Source organism: Flavobacterium sp., from assembly GCF_027531905.1.
Lineage (GTDB): Bacteria > Bacteroidota > Bacteroidia > Flavobacteriales > Flavobacteriaceae > Flavobacterium.
In genome coordinates, this window is sequence record NZ_JAPZSU010000026.1 from 57,883 (window position 1) to 76,671 (window position 18,789).

15 protein-coding genes, 1 rRNA gene and 1 pseudogene are annotated in these 18,789 nt (G+C 36.2%); 8 read left to right on the forward strand and 9 right to left on the reverse strand.

Translation table 11 applies throughout. From position 1 onward, the window contains the following. Positions 1–152: 152 nt before the first annotated feature. On the reverse strand, positions 153–1,715 hold the full coding sequence (locus tag O9307_RS08260) for an FAD-dependent oxidoreductase (protein WP_298297636.1): 1,563 nt from the start codon (positions 1,713–1,715) through the stop codon (positions 153–155). Positions 1,716–2,164: 449 nt separating this feature from the next. Here O9307_RS08260 and O9307_RS08265 point away from each other — a divergent pair, with 449 nt between their 5' ends. After that, a complete protein-coding gene (locus O9307_RS08265) occupies positions 2,165–2,404 on the forward strand; it encodes a hypothetical protein (RefSeq protein ID WP_298297599.1) in 240 nt (79 codons plus the stop codon). 79 nt (positions 2,405–2,483) lie between these two features. Here the strand turns inward: O9307_RS08265 and recQ are convergent, their stop codons facing one another. After that, positions 2,484–4,679 (reverse strand): DNA helicase RecQ, encoded by a 2,196-nt coding sequence (recQ, locus tag O9307_RS08270; RefSeq protein WP_298297600.1) that lies wholly within the window; start codon positions 4,677–4,679, stop codon positions 2,484–2,486. Positions 4,680–4,762: 83 nt separating this feature from the next. Here recQ and O9307_RS08275 point away from each other — a divergent pair, with 83 nt between their 5' ends. From O9307_RS08275 to lptB, 4 genes are all read left to right on the forward strand, one after another. Beyond that, a complete protein-coding gene (locus O9307_RS08275) occupies positions 4,763–5,728 on the forward strand; it encodes a KpsF/GutQ family sugar-phosphate isomerase (RefSeq protein ID WP_298297603.1) in 966 nt (321 codons plus the stop codon). After that, the gene (gene tatC / locus O9307_RS08280; RefSeq protein ID WP_298297605.1) at positions 5,728–6,543 is read left to right on the forward strand and encodes a twin-arginine translocase subunit TatC; all 816 of its coding nucleotides are present in this window, start codon (positions 5,728–5,730) and stop codon (positions 6,541–6,543) included. The genes O9307_RS08275 and tatC overlap by 1 nt, the downstream gene beginning before the upstream one ends. Next, a complete protein-coding gene (locus O9307_RS08285) occupies positions 6,536–6,883 on the forward strand; it encodes a carboxymuconolactone decarboxylase family protein (protein ID WP_298297608.1) in 348 nt (115 codons plus the stop codon). Before tatC ends, O9307_RS08285 begins: the two co-directional genes overlap by 8 nt. A 107-nt stretch (positions 6,884–6,990) precedes the next feature. Further along, positions 6,991–7,743: an LPS export ABC transporter ATP-binding protein gene (gene lptB / locus O9307_RS08290; protein ID WP_298297610.1), complete on the forward strand. Its 753-nt coding sequence runs from the start codon at positions 6,991–6,993 to the stop codon at positions 7,741–7,743. Positions 7,744–7,801: 58 nt separating this feature from the next. On the opposite strand, the gene O9307_RS08295 is transcribed toward lptB, so the two are convergent. Next, complete coding sequence (locus O9307_RS08295) at positions 7,802–8,644, reverse strand: glycoside hydrolase family 25 protein (RefSeq protein ID WP_298297612.1); 843 nt, start codon at positions 8,642–8,644, stop codon at positions 7,802–7,804. A gap of 10 nt (positions 8,645–8,654) precedes the next feature. Continuing rightward, a complete protein-coding gene (locus tag O9307_RS08300; RefSeq protein ID WP_298297614.1) occupies positions 8,655–9,380 on the reverse strand; it encodes a CDP-alcohol phosphatidyltransferase family protein in 726 nt (241 codons plus the stop codon). Positions 9,381–9,680: 300 nt separating this feature from the next. Between O9307_RS08300 and O9307_RS08305 the strand changes: the two genes are divergently transcribed. The 3 genes and pseudogenes from O9307_RS08305 to rplT all read left to right on the forward strand — a co-directional run bounded on the left by O9307_RS08305 (position 9,681) and on the right by rplT (position 12,413). Next, the gene (locus O9307_RS08305; protein WP_298297639.1) at positions 9,681–10,634 is read left to right on the forward strand and encodes a PorV/PorQ family protein; all 954 of its coding nucleotides are present in this window, start codon (positions 9,681–9,683) and stop codon (positions 10,632–10,634) included. 371 nt (positions 10,635–11,005) lie between these two features. Continuing rightward, positions 11,006–12,133 (forward strand): DUF4105 domain-containing protein, encoded by a 1,128-nt coding sequence (locus O9307_RS08310; protein WP_298297617.1) that lies wholly within the window; start codon positions 11,006–11,008, stop codon positions 12,131–12,133. Between the two features lie 19 nt (positions 12,134–12,152). Beyond that, positions 12,153–12,413, forward strand: a pseudogene (gene rplT / locus O9307_RS08315) (50S ribosomal protein L20). A gap of 90 nt (positions 12,414–12,503) precedes the next feature. On the opposite strand, the gene O9307_RS08320 reads toward rplT, so the two are convergent. The 5 genes from O9307_RS08320 to rrf all read right to left on the reverse strand — a co-directional run. Beyond that, a complete protein-coding gene (locus O9307_RS08320; RefSeq protein WP_064714934.1) occupies positions 12,504–13,694 on the reverse strand; it encodes a porin in 1,191 nt (396 codons plus the stop codon). Between the two features lie 10 nt (positions 13,695–13,704). Beyond that, on the reverse strand, positions 13,705–15,045 hold the full coding sequence (locus tag O9307_RS08325) for an anaerobic C4-dicarboxylate transporter (RefSeq protein ID WP_064714933.1): 1,341 nt from the start codon (positions 15,043–15,045) through the stop codon (positions 13,705–13,707). A gap of 522 nt (positions 15,046–15,567) precedes the next feature. After that, a complete protein-coding gene (locus O9307_RS08330; protein ID WP_298297625.1) occupies positions 15,568–16,635 on the reverse strand; it encodes a type II asparaginase in 1,068 nt (355 codons plus the stop codon). Positions 16,636–16,671: 36 nt separating this feature from the next. Beyond that, entirely contained in the window at positions 16,672–18,081 is a 1,410-nt protein-coding gene (gene aspA, locus O9307_RS08335) for an aspartate ammonia-lyase (protein WP_298297628.1), read from the reverse strand. Between the two features lie 612 nt (positions 18,082–18,693). Then, positions 18,694–18,789: ribosomal RNA gene (rrf, locus tag O9307_RS08340) — 5S ribosomal RNA — on the reverse strand; the annotation flags it as partial.

Here is an 18,789-nt window from a genome sequence, read left to right on the forward strand (position 1 = left end):
TAACGATTCTTGATTTAAGATTTTTGTGCTAGTGAATAAAATTACTTGTTTTGCAGCATTTTACACCTCTGCAATCAAAAATCGTTAAGCAAAAATCAGCAATCATTTAATCCTTAACTTAATGACATTGCCCTCACACAGCTATCCAAAAGTTAATTTTTCAATACCTCCGCAATCTTCTGTGCACATTTCTCGCCATCAATCGCTGCCGAAATAATGCCTCCTGCATAACCCGCTCCTTCGCCACAAGGATACAATCCTTTGATTTGAAGATGCTCTAAGGTGTAATTGTCTCTTGGAATTCGAACTGGGGAAGAGGTTCTAGATTCAGGTGCGTGCAAAATCGCTTCGTTGGTAGCATAGCCTTTCATCGATTTTCCGAATTCTGAAAATCCTTGACGCATAATTTGAGTTAAAAATCCTGGAAAAACTTGTCCCAATTCTACTGATGTTGTTCCTGGAACATAGGATGTCTTAGGAATATCAGAGGACGTTTTGCTTTGGGTAAAATCGACTAAACGTTGTGCTGGCACTTTTTGCGTTTGTCCCGCCAATTGCCATGCTTTTTGTTCAATGCTTTTTTGAAACTCCATTCCAGCAAGTGCTCCAAATTTTTCAAATGGTTTAAAATCCTCCAATTTCAATTCGACTACAATTCCTGAATTGGCCGTATGCTGATCTCTTTTAGAAGGCGACCAACCATTGGTAACTACTTCACCTGGACTGGTAGCACAAGGTGCAATTACACCTCCCGGACACATACAAAATGAATACATCCCGCGACCATTCACTTGTTTTACTATTGAATACGGCGCTGGTGGTAAATGTTCCCCTCGATAATCACAACTGTATTGAATACTATCAATCAAAGACTGCGGATGTTCGGCTCTTACACCAAGCGCAAAAGGTTTGGCTTCAATTAAAACTTTCTTTTTATCCAACAACTCGAAAATATCACGAGCAGAATGTCCAGTAGCTAAAATTAATTTATTGGCAGAAATGACTTCACCATTTTGAGTTGTCACTCCTTGGACTTCATTGTTTTTTATACTAATATCCGTAACTCTAGTTTCAAAAAGGACTTTACCACCGCATTCAATTATTTTTTCTCGAATATCTTGAATGATTTGCGGTAATTTATTAGTTCCAATGTGTGGATGAGCGTCGACCAAAATATCAGGTGTTGCTCCAAAAGCTACCAATAATTCTAATATTCTATTTACGTCACCTCTTTTTTTGGAACGTGTGTATAATTTCCCATCCGAATACGTTCCTGCCCCTCCCTCACCAAAACAATAATTCGAATCTTCGTTTACTATATGGTCTCTGTTGATGGCTTTCAAATCCCTACGTCGGCCGCGAACATCTTTTCCGCGTTCAATAACTATAGGTCTCAAACCCATTTCTATCAATTGAAGTGCCGCAAAAAGTCCAGCAGGTCCAGCACCTACTACAATCACTTCTTGTGCATTCGCTACGTTTTGATAGTCTGGCAAAGCTATTTTTTGTGCTAAAAAAGGCTCTCCTTTTAAGTAAACCATCACTTTTAAATTGATTTTGACAGCTTTTTGACGCGCATCAATAGAACGTTTTACAATAGTTACATGCTGAATTTCTTTGACCGAAATTTTTAATTGTCGAGACAAATAATCGTTTAGTAACGTTTCGTTAGCAGCAATTTCTGGAGCAACTTGTAATAGGAGTTCTTGTGGCATGGTATCTGAATACTTCAATTTTTAGAGTAAACCATCTTTGTTTACTCAGGCTACAAAAGTACTATTTTGAAATCAATTTTGAGAATAAGAATAAAAAACGACAAGAGGTCTTCAAAAAAATAAAACCTATAAGTCATTGAAGTGTTTAGTTGAAACGGAGTGTTTGTGTTTAAGACATATATAGGCATATAAGCTTTACTAGAGATTTATAGCAAGGGACGCAAAGGGTTACGCAGAAGGCACCAAAAAACAGACAACAGATAAGTTATGAAAGTTTTAATAAAACGAAGTGTGTGTTTAGACCATATAAGGAATTTATGAACATAGAAGTTATGTGATGAGATCCTTTGTAATCCTTTAATCTGTAGCTTTTGACTTTTTTATCAGTAATAAACAAAGATTTTCATTATAAGTCTTTGTAGTTTTGCAAACTAGTTAAATCAAATACTATGTCTAGAAAAATCAAACTCATTTGGGATTTTCGCGGTCCCGCCTCTGCCAAAACCGCCGAGCACCACGAAATTCATCTAAAGGAATATATAAAAATTGAAAAAATACCCCTTGAAATCACAGGATTTAAAACATTCGGAGAAATGCACGCCATTGCCTTTATGGTAGTGGAAGAGGAAGATATGATTACAGTACGGGATGCTTTGAAACCCCACCGAGGTGAAGTTTATGAAAACTAAATTCCAAAAACGAAAATTCCAAATTCCAATAACTAACAATCATTGGAATTTGGAATTTAAATTTTTGGAACTTGAAAATTTAATTCGCTACTTCACTAATAAATTTGATACGCATCAATCGTAATTCATCAATATCATATTCGCCATCAAATTCTTTTAAAGCTTCTTCAATATTATCAGAATGGGATTCCATAAAATAATCGTGAATTTCTTCTTGCTGGTCTTCATCCAACATTTCATCTATCCAATAAGTAATATTCAGTTTTGTTCCAGAATACACAATCTGCTCCATTTCCTTGATTAGCGCTCCCATTGAAAGACCTTTGGCAGAAGCTATATCTGTTAAAGCTAATTTTCTATCAATGTTTTGAATAATGTATAATTTATTTGCCGAATTCACACCTGTTGATTTGACTACTAAATCATCTGGACGAACAATATCATTATCCTCTACATAACGTTGAATCAGTGAAACAAATGCTTTTCCGTATTTTCTAGCTTTTCCTTCCCCTACTCCATGAATATTAGTCAGTTCTTCTAAGGAGATGGGATATTTTAATGCCATATCCTCTAGAGAAGGATCTTGAAATACTACAAAAGGTGGAACGCCTAACTTTTTGGCTTCTTTTTTTCGCAACTCTTTTAGCATCGCCATTAACGCCTCATCCGCTGTTCCTGATGATTTGGCTGCGGTCACAATAGCCTCATCTTCGGACTCATTGTATTCATGATCTTCTGACATCATGAAAGATTCTGGTTTTTTAATAAAGGCGAGTCCTTTTTTGGTGATTTTTACAATACCGTAAGTTTCAATATCTTTTGTCAACAAACCGTCTACAAGGACTTGGCGTAACAAAGCCATCCAAAACTTTTCATCATGATCGGCACCACTTCCAAAGAAAGACTGTGTATCTGTTTTATGCGCTTTAATCACTGCGTTGACGCGACCAATTAAGGTAAAAACAATTTCTTTGGATTTATAAATATGTTTGGTTTCTTTTACCACTTCAAGCAGTTTGACCACTTCATTCATGGCTTCTACTTTTGTCTTTGGATTCCTAACATTGTCGTCCATATTGCCTCCTTCTCCGGTCTCGTTGTCGTATTCTTCACCAAAATAATGCAATAAGAATTTACGTCTCGACATAGATGTTTCGGCATAGGCCACGACTTCTTGGAGCAATGCAAAACCAATTTCTTGCTCAGCCACTGGTTTACCCGACAAGAACTTTTCTAATTTTTCTACATCTTTATAAGAATAATACGCCAAGCAATGGCCTTCTCCTCCATCTCTACCAGCACGACCTGTTTCTTGATAATAACTTTCTAATGATTTTGGAATATCATGATGAATAACATAACGTACATCCGGTTTGTCAATTCCCATTCCAAAAGCGATAGTGGCCACCACCACATCAACATCTTCCATTAAGAACATATCTTGATGTTTGGCTCTAGTTTTTGCATCTAAACCCGCATGGTAAGGAACGGCACTAATGCCATTTACTTGGAGCACTTCGGCAATGGATTCTACTTTTTTTCGGCTTAAGCAGTAGATGATCCCTGATTTTCCTTTGTGTTGACGAATGAATCGAATAATATCTGACTCTATATTTTTGGTTTTGGTGCGTACTTCATAAAAAAGATTGGGTCTATTAAATGACGCTTTGTAGGTTACCGCATCAGACATATCTAAATTTTTCAGAATGTCTTCTTGTACCTTTGGAGTGGCCGTAGCCGTTAACCCAATTACTGGCACTTCTCCTAATTGTTTTATGATATGTCGTAAATTTCGGTATTCGGGTCTAAAGTCGTGTCCCCATTCTGAAATACAATGTGCCTCATCGATGGCTACAAAAGAGAGCGGAACCTGTTGTAAAAACTGTACATATTCCTCTTTGGTTAAAGACTCTGGCGCCACATATAATAGCTTAGTCACTCCTGAGGTAATGTCTTTCTTAACTTGGGCAATCTCTGTTTTGGTCAATGAAGAATTTAATACATGCGCTACTCCGTTATCAGACGACAAACTTCTTATAGCATCTACTTGATTTTTCATCAAAGCAATCAATGGAGATACTACAATTGCTGTTCCGTCAAGAATTAAAGCAGGCAATTGGTAACAAAGCGATTTACCTCCACCAGTTGGCATAATTACAAAAGTATTCTCTTTATTCAAGAGACTTTTTATGACTTGTTCCTGCAATCCTTTGAATTGACTGAAGCCAAAATACTTTTTTAATTCTTTGTGTATATCAATTTCGTTTGAATTCATTCTTTATTATGTGGTAATTTGTATAAATTTGCAACACTAAAGGTACAAAAATCTTTTGTAGATACAAATTTAAACATTCTGTTTTGATAAGCAACGAAAACCTATTGGCTTTGGCCAAAAAAACTATACTTTCTGAAAGTGAATCTATTGCCAAATTGACCACTTTTTTGGACAATCAGTTCCTTTCAGCCGTACAAAAAATTTATCAATCTAAAGGTCGTGTAGTGATTACTGGCATTGGAAAGAGTGCCATTATTGCTCAGAAAATTGTAGCCTCACTTAACTCAACTGGCACGCCTGCTTTATTCTTGCATGCCTCAGAAGCCATTCATGGCGATTTAGGCATGATACAAGATGAAGATGTGATTATCTGTATTTCTAAAAGCGGGAACAGTCCAGAAATCAAGGTATTGGTTCCCTTGTTAAAACGTTTTGGAAACACCTTAATTGGGATGACCGGTAACATGACATCGTTTTTGGCAAAAGGATCCCATTTTGTATTGAATACCACGGTTGATGCAGAATCTTGTCCAATGAATTTGGCTCCAACAAATAGCACCACAGCACAATTAGTTATGGGCGATGCTCTTACGGTTTGCCTGATGGAAATGAGAGGCTTTCAAGCAGAAGATTTTGCCAAATACCATCCAGGAGGCGCTCTTGGAAAAAAACTTTTATTAAAAGTAAAAGACTTAATTGAACATTCCCTAAAACCTATGGTTAGCCCGGAAACTTCTATCAAAAAAGCGATTTTCGAAATTTCTGAAAAGCGTTTGGGAGTAACCGCTGTTATTGATAATGAAAAAGTAGTAGGCATCATTACTGATGGAGATATCCGAAGAATGCTAAACGACCGCGATAGTATATCGGATGTACTAGCCAAAGATATTATGACCCAAAACCCAAAACAAATCCATTCAGAAGCTATGGCTATTGATGCTTTTAACTTGATGGAAGATTTTTCTATTACCCAATTAATTGTAATTGACAATGGAAGCTATCAAGGGGTTTTGCATTTACATGACATTTTAAAAGAAGGAATTGTATAATGGCAAAGAAAAACCTAAACGAAATGTCGTTCTTAGACCATCTTGAAGAATTAAGATGGGTATTGGTAAGAAGCACAACGGCTATATTGATTATGGCTTTTGTAACTTACTTCATAAGCGATTTCTTGTTCAACGATATTATTTTTGGACCAACACGCCCCAGTTTTTTTACCTATCGCTTTTTTTGCGAGCTTTCCCATCAATTAGGCTTTGTAGATAGCATTTGTATTACCGAACTTCCATTCATCATTCAAAACACCCAAATGGAAGGACAGGTAAACATGTTCGTCTGGATGTGTTTGCTGGCGGGTTTTATCTTGAGTTTCCCTTATATTTTATTTGAAGTATGGAAATTCATTAGTCCTGCATTGTATGATCAAGAAAAAAAAGGAGCTAAATTCTTCATTGGCGTTTCCTCGGTACTTTTCTTTTTGGGGGTTCTTTTTGGTTATTTTGTAATTATCCCAATGTCGGTCAACTTTGTGGCAACCTTTACGGTATCTGATGTCGTTAAAAACCAATTTACTTTGGACTCGTATATAGGACTCGTTAAAACTTCTGTGTTAGCAGGTGGCTTGTTTTTTGAATTACCCATCGTAATTTATTTCTTGACCAAACTAGGCTTAGTTACGCCCGAATTTTTAAGAAAATACTGGAAGTATGCCGTAATCATCATTTTGATAGTTGCTGCCATTGTTACCCCTCCTGATGTAGTGAGTCAAACTATCGTAGCTGTACCGATGCTATTGATTTATGAAGTAAGTATATTAATTTCAAAACTTGTTGTTCGCAACCAAAAGAAACAAAATGGCTGATTTAATTCAAGAATTCAACGACTACCGTTCAAAAATGAACGAAAAATTATTAGCAGATAATAACAAAATCGTGAAACGCATCTTTAATTTAGATACGAATGCTTATGCAGCTGGTGCCTTGGATGTAAAAACCAAAGAACTATTAGGATTGGTTGCTTCGGCTGTTTTACGCTGTGACGACTGCATTAAATATCATTTAGAAACTAGCTACAAAGAAGGTGTTACACACGAAGAAATGATGGAAGCTATGGGAATCGCTACTTTGGTAGGCGGAACCATTGTTGTGCCGCATTTGCGTAGAGCTTACGAATTTTGGGAAGCTTTGGAAGAGCAACACTAGACTTGAAGCTCCTGATTTTCTAAGTTGCTTAGCAACTAAGCTTTCCATGACGTAACTTTTCCCACTTATTAATCAATAAATCTCAGGATCTTAGCAATTCAAACACCATGAAATTAAGAGCAGAAAACCTCATCAAAACGTATAAAGGCCGTAGTGTTGTAAAGGGCATTTCTTTGGAAGTAAACCAAGGACAAATTGTGGGTCTTTTGGGACCTAACGGCGCAGGCAAAACCACCTCTTTTTATATGATTGTAGGATTAGTAAAACCCAACTCTGGCCATATTTATTTGGATGATTTGGATATTACCGAATATCCAATGTACAAACGTGCGCAACAAGGGGTAGGTTATTTAGCACAAGAGGCTTCTGTTTTTAGAAAATTGAGTATTGAAGATAATATTCTGAGTGTTTTGCAATTGACGAATCATACCAAAGAAGAACAAATTGCCAAAATGGAAAACCTAATTGCCGAATTTAGTCTGGAACACATCCGAACCAACCGAGGTGATTTGCTTTCTGGAGGCGAACGAAGAAGAACCGAAATCGCACGTTGTTTAGCGACCGACCCGAAATTCATCTTATTAGACGAACCTTTTGCTGGTGTTGACCCTGTGGCGGTAGAAGATATTCAACGCATCGTGGCACAGTTAAAAAACAAAAACATTGGTATTTTAATTACCGATCATAACGTTCAAGAAACTTTAGCCATTACCGACAAAACCTATTTGATGTTTGAGGGAGGTATCCTAAAAGCAGGAACTCCTGAAGAATTGGTAGAAGATGAAATGGTTAGAAGAGTATACTTGGGGCAAAATTTTGAGTTAAGAAAAACCAAGATTGATTTCAATGCACCAAAATAGGACCAATCAAATAAAGCATTAATTTTCTAAGCGACGTATACCTTTTACAGCGTATTCGCTACTCTACCGTAATAAATTGTAATTGTTGTAAATCGCCATTATAAATATTGACGTCCACATTTTCTGTAATTCCAGGAACGGCAGCTCTTTCGGTAAATTGCCAAAACAACCAATCGTCTTGAATTTCTTCTCGATAAAAATTATAATTGGCGATCCAAAAAAGGTAATCACTAAATTCTTCTTTTAAAAAATCATCATAATATTTCTCCCCCGTGTAAATAATGGGTTTCACTTTATAATGATTTTCGATGGCATGCAACCATCTTCGAAGCCCTTTTTTGAGATTGGTCATCGATTGATTTTTGGGTAATTTTTCAATATCCAACACCGGCGGCAAATCTCCCGTTTTCAACTTAACCGTTTTGATAAATAACTCGGCTTGTTCTAAGGAATTCTCATTAGGACGATAATAATGGTAAGCGCCACGAATCATTTTATTCTTTTTGGCTCCTTCCCAATTGCGTTTGAATCGTCTATCAACCACGTTATTGCCCGCAGTGGCTCTAATAAAGACAAAATGAAGAGGATATTTATTCTCAATAGTATCCACATAAGACCAGCTAATTTCTCCTTGATACTCAGAAACATCAATTCCGACGGTCTTTCCATCATGCTTTTCGAGTACACGCGCATTTCTGGCTTCCGAAAAAACATCCATCTTACTTATTTTATCGGATTTAAAACCCAAATAATAAGCAAAGGCCGTTCTATAATGATAGATTACACTTCCTAGAAAAAGTAGTCCAAGGGCTGCCCAAATCATTTTTTTTAGAGTGGCTAAACCTCGATTGTTTTTTTTAGTCGGACGACGTTTAGGATAGGTTTTTGTAACTTTCCTCATATTGAACCCCCTATTGCTTTATCCATTTATTATTAATCATAGAAAGAAAAACATAAAAAAGAATCACCAAAGGAATCCCTAAAAACTGAAGCGTTACCAATAAGAGCAAAGAAACAATCAAAAAGAAAAAGGTTAATTTATTATCCTTAATAGTCAGCTTTTTTACTTTCAATGAAAACAGAGGAATTTCGGCGTTCAGAATGTAAGCGCTCCCGATACTGATAGCCAAAAGCACTCCATAATTCGACAATAATTCGAACACCATAAAGGAATCGAAATGACGAACAACCAAGGGCAAACTCAGAATAAACAACGCATTGGCTGGAGTGGGTAAGCCAATAAAAGAGTCGGTTTGTCGTGTATCAATGTTAAAATTAGCCAATCGATAGCAAGAACCTAAGGTAACTAAAAACCCTAAAAAAGCCAACGCATATTGACCTGAAAACGGATCGCTAATTTGTAAACCAAAGGCTTCCAACATCATGTAAAACATTGTCAAACCAGGAACTACACCGCTAGTTACCATATCCGCCAAAGAATCCAATTGCAATCCTAATGGACTAGCAACCTGAAAAAGACGCGCAAAGAAACCGTCAAAAAAATCAAGAAAAATTCCTAAACAAACAAAATAAAAAGCCATTTCAAATCGTTGTTGCACCACAAAAGTGATGGCAATACAACCACAAAATAAGTTCAATAGCGTGATAATGTTAGGAATATGTTTTTTGAAAGACATTGGATTTGTTTTAAAAAATTGTTCGAACAAAAGTAAGATAATAAGTGAAAGAGAAGAACGTTTTTCTTAAGAGTTTCTATGGCAATTTTTAAAGAAAACAGAATTCTGTTGAAAGTGAGGACTAAGCTCCCCAAAAAATTCTATTTTTGAAAAAAATATTCATCCTAACTAGCCCCATTGCTTTTGAAAAAGATACTTTCGCTTTTTTTAGTACTCGGTACTTGCTCCTTATACGGCCAAGCGGTTCGCAAATACTCTAATGAGTTTTTAAGCATTGGTGTAGATGCCGCTGCTTTGGGGATGTCGAATACCGCGGTTTCTTTTACTAATGATGTCAATGCAGGCTATTGGAATCCCGCAGGTTTAACCCATCTCCAAGACCACCAAGTAGCCGCTATGCACGCCAATTATTTTGCCAACATTGCGCAATACGACTATTTGGCTTATGCCACACCCATAGACGATAGAAGCAGCTGGGGAATTTCATTGATTCGCTTCGGGGTAGACGACATCTTAAACACTACAGAACTCATAGACAATCAAGGCAATATCGATTATAATCGTATAAAACTATTCTCTACTGCCGATTATGGCTTTACCTTTTCTTATGCTCGAAAACTGCCTGTCCCTGGTTTTCAATATGGAGTTAATGCCAAAGTGGTTCGCCGAATTATTGGAGATTTCGCCAATTCTTGGGGCTTTGGTTTTGATGTAGGGTTGCAGTTCGAACGCAATAATTGGCAGTTTGGTTTACTTATTCGAGACCTAACTACCACTTACAATATCTGGAATATCGACGAAAAAAAATACCAAGCTATCGCCAATGCCATTCCAGGACAAAATCAAGAACTTCCTGAAAGCACCGAAATTACAGCACCAAAAGCACAACTTGGGGTTTCTAAAAAATTCATTTTTCACTACGACTATAGTCTGTTAGCCGCTGCCAACCTGAATATGCGGTTTACCAAAACTAATGACATTATTACCACAGACTTCGTGAGTATTGATCCGGCTCTGGGATTCGAATTGGGCTATACGGATTTGGTTTTTCTGAGAGCAGGTGTTGGGAATTTTCAAAAAGTAACCCAATTAGACGCAAGCGAAAAAACCAATTTTCAACCTAATATTGGATTAGGATTTCAGTACAAAGGGATTCAAATTGATTATGCTTTGACGAATTTAGGTAACCAAGGCGTGGCTTTGTATTCGAATATTTTTTCGGTAAAAGTTGATTTGGGGCAGTTTAGAAGGTAAAATACCTCCAGAAGTGGGAATAAAAACACAAGTAACCGTAGCTAAAACTTAACCGCAAAGATTTACGCAAGGGACGCCAAAATTATAAAACATATAAGTCATCTAAAATTTTGATTGAAGTTCAAAGTATGTTTTTTTAAACCATGTAAGGCAAATAAAGACATTTAAGTTTAGTAAAAATACTTGGCTAAAAGTATAACCACAAAGAAACCAAAGATTTACGCAAAAACACAAAGTTTAAAACGATTAAAACAATTCACCCTCTTTACCTTACCAAACGCAGCTATAACTTAAATATATTTTTCTATACGAATAAGGACAACTCAACATAATGCGCTATTTTTACACCACTTACTAATTTGCTTGTTGTTATGAATTGGATTCCTTCATCTTCTGTGCTAAATAAATTTTCACTATTCGTTGTTATCTTATGGAGTTCATGGACTTCCGCACAACTTTTGCCGCTTTCACCTAAAGCAACCGTGAGTGTATTGACCTGTGCGACGGGGAATGAATCCTATTCTCTTTTCGGGCATACGGCGCTCCGAATTAGCGATCCTAGTCAATCCTTAGATGTAGTCTATAATTACGGCGCATTCGACTTTTTGACTCCTAATTTTGTGGCTAAATTTGCCAAAGGGGATCTTCAATATTTTGTGATCGCGCACTCTTATTTGGACTTTATCAATCAGTACCAATACGAAGGAAGAAGCGTGTATGAACAAAAATTGCGCATATCCACTCCTTTAAAACAGCGCCTTTTTGATCATCTCAACCATACTTTACAATCAGAAGAACGCTTTTACACCTATAAATTCATTGATAAAAACTGTACTACTATGGTAGTCGATTTACTTAACAATGTCCTAGGCGACAAAGTGATTACAAAAGCCAATGCAACTGACGCTACGTATCGCAGTGTTTTGTTTCCTTATTTCGATCATCATTTTTATGAGCAATTGGGTACCAGCATCATCTTTGGCACCAAAGTAGACGAAAAAGCTACCACCTTGTTCCTTCCTTTTGAGTTGTTAGAAAGCCTCAAGGTTACTAAGTTTAAGCAGCAAGATCTCAGCGAACCTGTTGTTTCGCTTTTAACAATAGCTCCCATTACCCCTCATTCTTGGTGGAATAATGCTTATACCTATGGTGCTTTTTTGTTGCTGCTCGTCTTCTGGAACAAAAGAAATGTTACACTGGCATTTTTGACTTTGATGGGAATTTTAGGACTGTTCTTCCTATTTATGGGTTACTACTCTTTACATCCTGAATTAGCTAATAATTATAACGTATTATTATTCAATCCAGTATTGCTTTTATTGGTCTTTTTTGTAATTCAAAAAAATAAAAAAGCCATGCAATGGTTGGCTTATGTTATTTGGGGATGCTTTTTGATATATACCATAATCCTTCTTAACAAAGCTCCTTTTTTATTCTTATTGCCCTTGATTGGAATTACTTATTTTTTGGTCTACAGAATACAACAAGGAACTAAATAGTTGGTTCAGGTGTTGGGTATTGAGTGTTGGGTGTTGGGATTTTGCTAAGAATGCGGTTGAGAAAGCCATGTGCTACGCTTAGCCTATAGAAAAGTTAATAAAAGAAATTTCCGCGCTTTGTGGATTCAACGTATTAACGCTGGAGCTAGATTAGAAGGAATGTCTTATTCACAATTCATGGCGAAAGTTAAAGCTATCGGAATTGAACCGTAAAGTTATTGCAGACTTAGCTATGAATCACCCAGAAGCATTCAAAGCCATACTTAATAAAGTAAAATAAACGTTTTATCAACTCAATTTAGATTACTTACTTATAAAAAAAACCATTTGCTTAGCAAATGGTTTTTAATTACAGTAAACTTGTTTTTACTTACAACACTAAAAGTGGTGCAATAAATCCAAAACTTAAGAGTCCAGTTGTATAATCTTTGACACCGAATGTAGTTTCAGCATACTTAGTAAAATCATATTTCCTAGCCGTATATGCCATATAAAATTTCAAATTCATATCCTTAAAAGGCATATATTGAATGGTTGGAATAAGTCCGTAGCTAGATCCTAATTTTGAAGTAGCCTTTGGATCTGGATTCCCTTTCCAAGAATGATTGCTATTCATAACCGTCAAAAGTAAATTTACTTTTGGTGTCACAAGATATTCTGCACGTAACCAATTTTCAAGATAAACAGCGTCTTGTGCAGCATATTGATATTTACTATTTATGATATTAGAAACAATCCCTTTTCGGTCAATATTTTCTTTGCTGTACTGAAAATCATAATACAGTACAAAGTTTTTTGCTGTGAATTTATTCCCTAAGGCAATGTAATTCATATGCGCATTCTTGGCTTCATTAAAAAAGCTGTAACTATAAGTAGTTTCTAATTTACCTTTAAAAAAACTACTTCTCCAATTGGCTACAAAAGCAAATGGTGTTTTTGAAGCCGTAATTCCAGGTGGAATAGCATTCCCATATTGTTCTTCAAAAGTTTTAGTTCTAGAATTTAGCACTTGAAAAGACAATGAATTTTTGTTATCAGCGAAGGTATGCGCGATACCCGCTCCTACTAAAAAGTTGTCTGAATTCTCAATCATGTCATTGTAGGTAAGAATATCAATAGGATTAAAATCAAATTCATACCCCCCCCAATCGGCACACATTTTACCAAACGTAAAATTAGTTCTTGGTGAGAGATCTACTTTCAAAAAAGCCATATCCACCGAACGACTAATGTTATCTAGATTTCCAGGAACCGGTTCTCTGGTATACCTGTCACGAAATCTAAACGATACCTTATCATGAATTTTCCCTTTAATTTCCAAACGGAGTTGATCATAATTAAACTTTGACCCTGTATGACTTCCATCTAAAAAGCCACTATTTAAAGCCACACGAGTATTAAAAATCACATCAACATCCCTCAGTAAAGATTGTTTCTTTACAGGAATTATTGAACGTAAGGAATCTGGAAACGGAAAAACCCCCTCATTAGTTTGTTTCTCTTGGCCAAAAGTAAGGTTGACGACAAAACACACTACAAGTAATAAAAATATTTTTTTCATAATTATATATTTAAAGAATAAATGCCCCTAATACAAAGCCAACAGCAATAGCAACACCAATTGCTACTACACCAGGCACCATAAAACTATGATTCACAACGTATTTACCTATCTTAGTACTTCCGGTTCTATCAAAGTTGATAGCTGCCAAAAGCGTAGGATATCCAGGCAAAACAAAATCACTGTTTACAGCAGGGAAAATTGCCATTAATGCCCCAGGAGGTAAGCCTAATGCTAATCCTAATGGCATCATGGTTTTAGTTGTTGCCGCTTGGCTAAACATTAATACACCAAGCGCAAAAACTGCTATTGAAAAAGTCCAAGGATGATCTTTTACCACTCCTCCTAAAACCTCTTGAATCAAATCTGCATTATGTCCCATGAACGTTGAGCTCATCCACACCACACCAAAAACAGACACTACTGCAGAGGCCATAGAAGTAAATAAACTCATCTTAGTTACATCAGCAGCACTCGTTTTGGTAATCAACATCATGGCAGCCGAAGCTGACAGAGTCACAACACCAATAATAGTTACCATTGATAAAGAACCATTTTCATTTACCGCTAAAGTTTTGGCTCCTGCTTCAAAATGAGGCACAAGATCTGGGAAAGCACCCGCTATAACGATCAATATTATGGCTATTGAAAAAATAAGAACTGCTGTTTTTGCTCCAGGTTTTAGTTCTTTTTTTTGCGCAACTTCATCACTATCCAAACTAGCGGCAAATTCAGGGTCTTTCATCTTTTCGATAAAAATTGGATCGTTTACCAATTCTACCCCTTTTTTGTAAACCGAAAAACAACCTATTGTTAGTCCAATTAAACAAGCCGGAATACAGATCATCATAATATCCACCAAAGCTCCAGGATACCCCAAAATCACGACTAAGGCCGCAGTTGCTGCGCTCATTGGACTTCCCGTTAAAGCCAAATGTGATGCTATTACCGAAATACTCAATGGTCTTTCGGGACGAATACGCTTTTTGGCTGCCACCTCAGAAATGATCGGCAATAAAGAGTACACAATATGAGCAGTACCTGCAAACAAACAAAGAAAAAACACCGTAAAAGGCGCAATAAACGTAATATTTGAAGGATTGCTCTTAATTATTTTCTCCGCCAATTGCACTAAATAGTCCAATCCACCCGAGGCTTGAAGCGTTGCGGCTGTAGTAACTATAGCCATTATTATCAACATCACGTCTAATGGAGGACTTGTTGGTCTCATATTAAATACTAGTATAAAAATGAGTAACCCCACCATCCCCATCACACCAAGACCTATTCCTTTCATTTGAGATCCAATAAGGATCATGGCCAAAAGAACACTAAATTCTAACCAAAACATAAGCAGCGTTTTTAATTGTTTATTAAAGATTTACCCGTTGATACGCTATTTTTTAACCCCATAGCACCCTTAAGTAGGTACTTGACACCAAATCTTTTTAGTGTTATTGAATAAAAACAGCTTTTGCTATTCAGCTCCCTTTATTCTACTTACCTACTTTTTCCCTTTCATTCTTTCTTTACCTCTCTCTATGGCGCTGTGTGGTTCTTTTTTTTATTTTATATGAACCCTCGTAACTCCTACCCAAAACATGGCATTCAACCTAGCCGTTGGGTGAAATTATTTTTTACCACACTTCAATACCCCAGTGGAGGCTTGAATCCTAGCATTTTTTAGTTTTTAATAGCATCCAATAGACGTTTTACTATTCACATAGCTCATCTATACGAGAAATAGTGCTATTTCTGTTTTTTCTATGTTGACTTGCTATTCATCTATGGTTCTAGCCTGCACTGAGGCATCGTAGTGTGGTTTAGTTTCTATTTTATTTGACTTTCGATCAACAGGTTACTGTTTTGAACACTAGTATTCAAAGAAATTTTGTTGAATTTTAGCTCTATCGGCCGTTTCAGTCAAAGAAAGCATCAATAAAACTCTAGCTTTTTGTGGGTTTAAATCATCCGCCACAACAAATCCTAATTCTGCATCATTTACTTCATTCTCTAAAGTAGTTCTTCCTGAACTTGCTCTAGCAGAACGACATACTAGCACCCCTTTTTTTGCAATATCTGACAAGGCTTTTCCTACTGGTTCTCCAAAGTTTCCATTCCCCATCCCTGCATACACCAATCCTTTTAGACCTGGGATTGTAGCCAAATTAGACACTGTCTCTGGGCTTGCATCAGCATAACCGTATACAATTTCTACTTTTGGAAGCTCGTTTATTTTAGACACATCAAATTTTTTGGAAGGATTTCTTAATGATTGGTAGTAATAGCTTACTTTTCCATCATAGATTAATCCAATCGGACCAAAATTAGTAGATTTGAATGTTTCTAGATTAGTAGTACTTGTTTTCGTAACATCTCTTGCGTCGAAAACTTTTTCATCCATAGCTACAATTACCCCTTTGCCTTGGCTTTTTGGGTTAGCCGCTACCATTACAGCATCCAATAAATTTCGGTTTCCATCTTGACTCATTGCTGTAGACGGGCGCATTGCTCCTACAAGAACTACGGGCTTCTCAGAGTTAACCGTTAGGTCTAAAAAGTAAGCCGTTTCTCCTTGCGTATCCGTTCCATGAGTAACCACTACTGCATCTGCTAAATTTTCCTTAAAAATTTGATTAATTCTTTTGGATAATTTTAGCCAAGTAGCCACATTCATATCTTGGCTTCCAATTTGTGCGATTTGTTCACCTGAAATTTTTCCGTATTTATGAATGTCTGGCACAGCATTTAACAAGTCATCGATAGGAACCTTACCAGCAGTGTATGCTGCTTTGGTTGCCGATTCACCTGACCCAGCAATGGTTCCTCCAGTGGCTAAAATAATAATTCGTGGTGCATTTTTTTCAGTGTTTTTTTGAGCGTTCGCCGTCATAGAGAACGTCAAAATCGTGACATATACAATTGAAAGAATTTTTCTCATCGTTATAAATTTAATTTGTAAAATTTTTAAGGTTGATTAGGCATTAATAAACCTTGGATTAATTAGATTTTCAATAGAATAGATTTCGTCCCATTTTTCTTGAGTAATCAATTTACGTTCTACAACAGCAATTTGGTGAACGCTTTTCCCGGTTTTAAGTGCTTCCCCAGCTATACTTGCACTTTCTTCGTACCCTAGAATTGGATTAAGTTGCGTTACAATTCCAATACTATTCATTACTAAATCATAGCAATGTTTTTCGTTTGCGGTAATTCCAACAATACATTTATCAATTAAAGTATGAATCGCTTTGGTTAAATAATCTAAAGAAGTAAACATGGCAAATGCAATCACTGGTTCCATCACGTTTAATTGCAACTGTCCTGCTTCTGCCGCTAAAGTTACGGTTAAGTCTTGGCCAATAACATAGAAACAAGTTTGATTCACAACTTCTGGGATAACTGGATTTACTTTACCTGGCATAATAGAAGAGCCTGGTTGTCTTGCTGGTAAATTGATTTCGTTAAAACCAGTACGTGGTCCTGAACTTAGTAATCTCAAATCATTACAAATTTTTGACACTTTTACTGCGGTTCTTTTCATGGTACCCATGATTTGCACATAAGCCCCCGTATCAACCGTAGCTTCAATTAAATCAGGTGATAATGACAAAGGAATTCCCACTTCCTTAGCTAAATAACTTACACATAATTCTGGATAACCTTCTGGAGCGTTTACTTTCGTTCCGATGGCCGTAGCCCCCATGTTAATTTCAAGTACTAAACTTTGTGCGTCTTTTAGACGTTTAATATCTTCACTAATTGTAGTTGCATAAGCATGAAACTCTTGCCCTAAAGTCATAGGAACCGCATCCTGTAATTGGGTACGTCCCATTTTTAGTACACTATTAAATTCCTTTCCTTTGGCGGTAAATGCTTTTTCTAGTTCAGCTAGAGAAGCTATAAAGCTTTCCATTTTTAGATATAAAGCAATACGAAATGCTGAAGGGTAGGCATCATTTGTAGATTGAGAGCAATTTACGTGATTGTTAGGATGCAAAAATTGGTATTCTCCTTTTTTATGTCCTAAATATTCTAAACCAATATTGGCTATAACCTCATTAGCATTCATGTTTACAGAGGTTCCAGCACCTCCTTGAATCAAATCACTAACAAACTCTTTGTCAAATTTACCAGCAATTAATTGATCACTACCGTAACAAATAGCCTCTGCTATCTTAGCATCCAATACCCCACAATCTTTATTAGCTAAGGCTGCTGCTTTTTTTACATATCCTAAGGCTTTTATAAATAAAGGTTCTTTTGAGATTGGTATTCCTGTAATATTAAAGTTTTCAACCGCTCTAAACGTTTGAACGCCGTAGTACAAATCATTTGGAATTTCTAGTTCCCCTAAGAAGTCATGTTCTAATCTAGTTGATTTCATATCAAAAATTATTAAGGTTATTTGAATTTAAAGTGTAAAAATATGAAAAATATTGATGAAAATTCATTTTTTAACTAAAATATTAACAATATCGTAAAATTTAAACATATTTTAACTTAAATAGTCAAAACATAATGATTACATTAACATAATTATCTCAAAAAATATTTATATTAGCATCAAACCTACAAAATACTGATTTTATGTCTATTACAAAATAAAACAAAAAAAGCTACTGTTTTATAATAAACACTAGCTTTTTTTGTCTTGGAGTATGAGGCAGAGTAATCGTTGAATAGGCTAATTGTTACAAGTGTAGGCTTAAGATTTAATTTCGTGAGAAGACAGAAGGAAGTAGGCAGAAGACAAAGGTAGAAGTTAGTGAAAAGTAAAAAGTAAAATGTAGGCAGTGGAGAGTGAAAAGTGAAAAGCAATCTAAATTTCTAATACTAAAACCAAATCTTAAAAGAGTGAGATTTTTTACTAACACTAAAGATAGTTAGTTGATCAAAATGAGTACAACATCCACTATTTATTAATCAAATAGCTTACTGCTATAAAAAAAAAAGCATAAAAAAACCCCTTCATCATAAGATGAAGGGGTTCTTTAAAGAAAGGCGGCGACATACTCTCCCACAAATTGCAGTACCATCTGCGCAGGCGGGCTTAACTTCTCTGTTCGGAATGGGAAGAGGTGAGCCCCGCCGC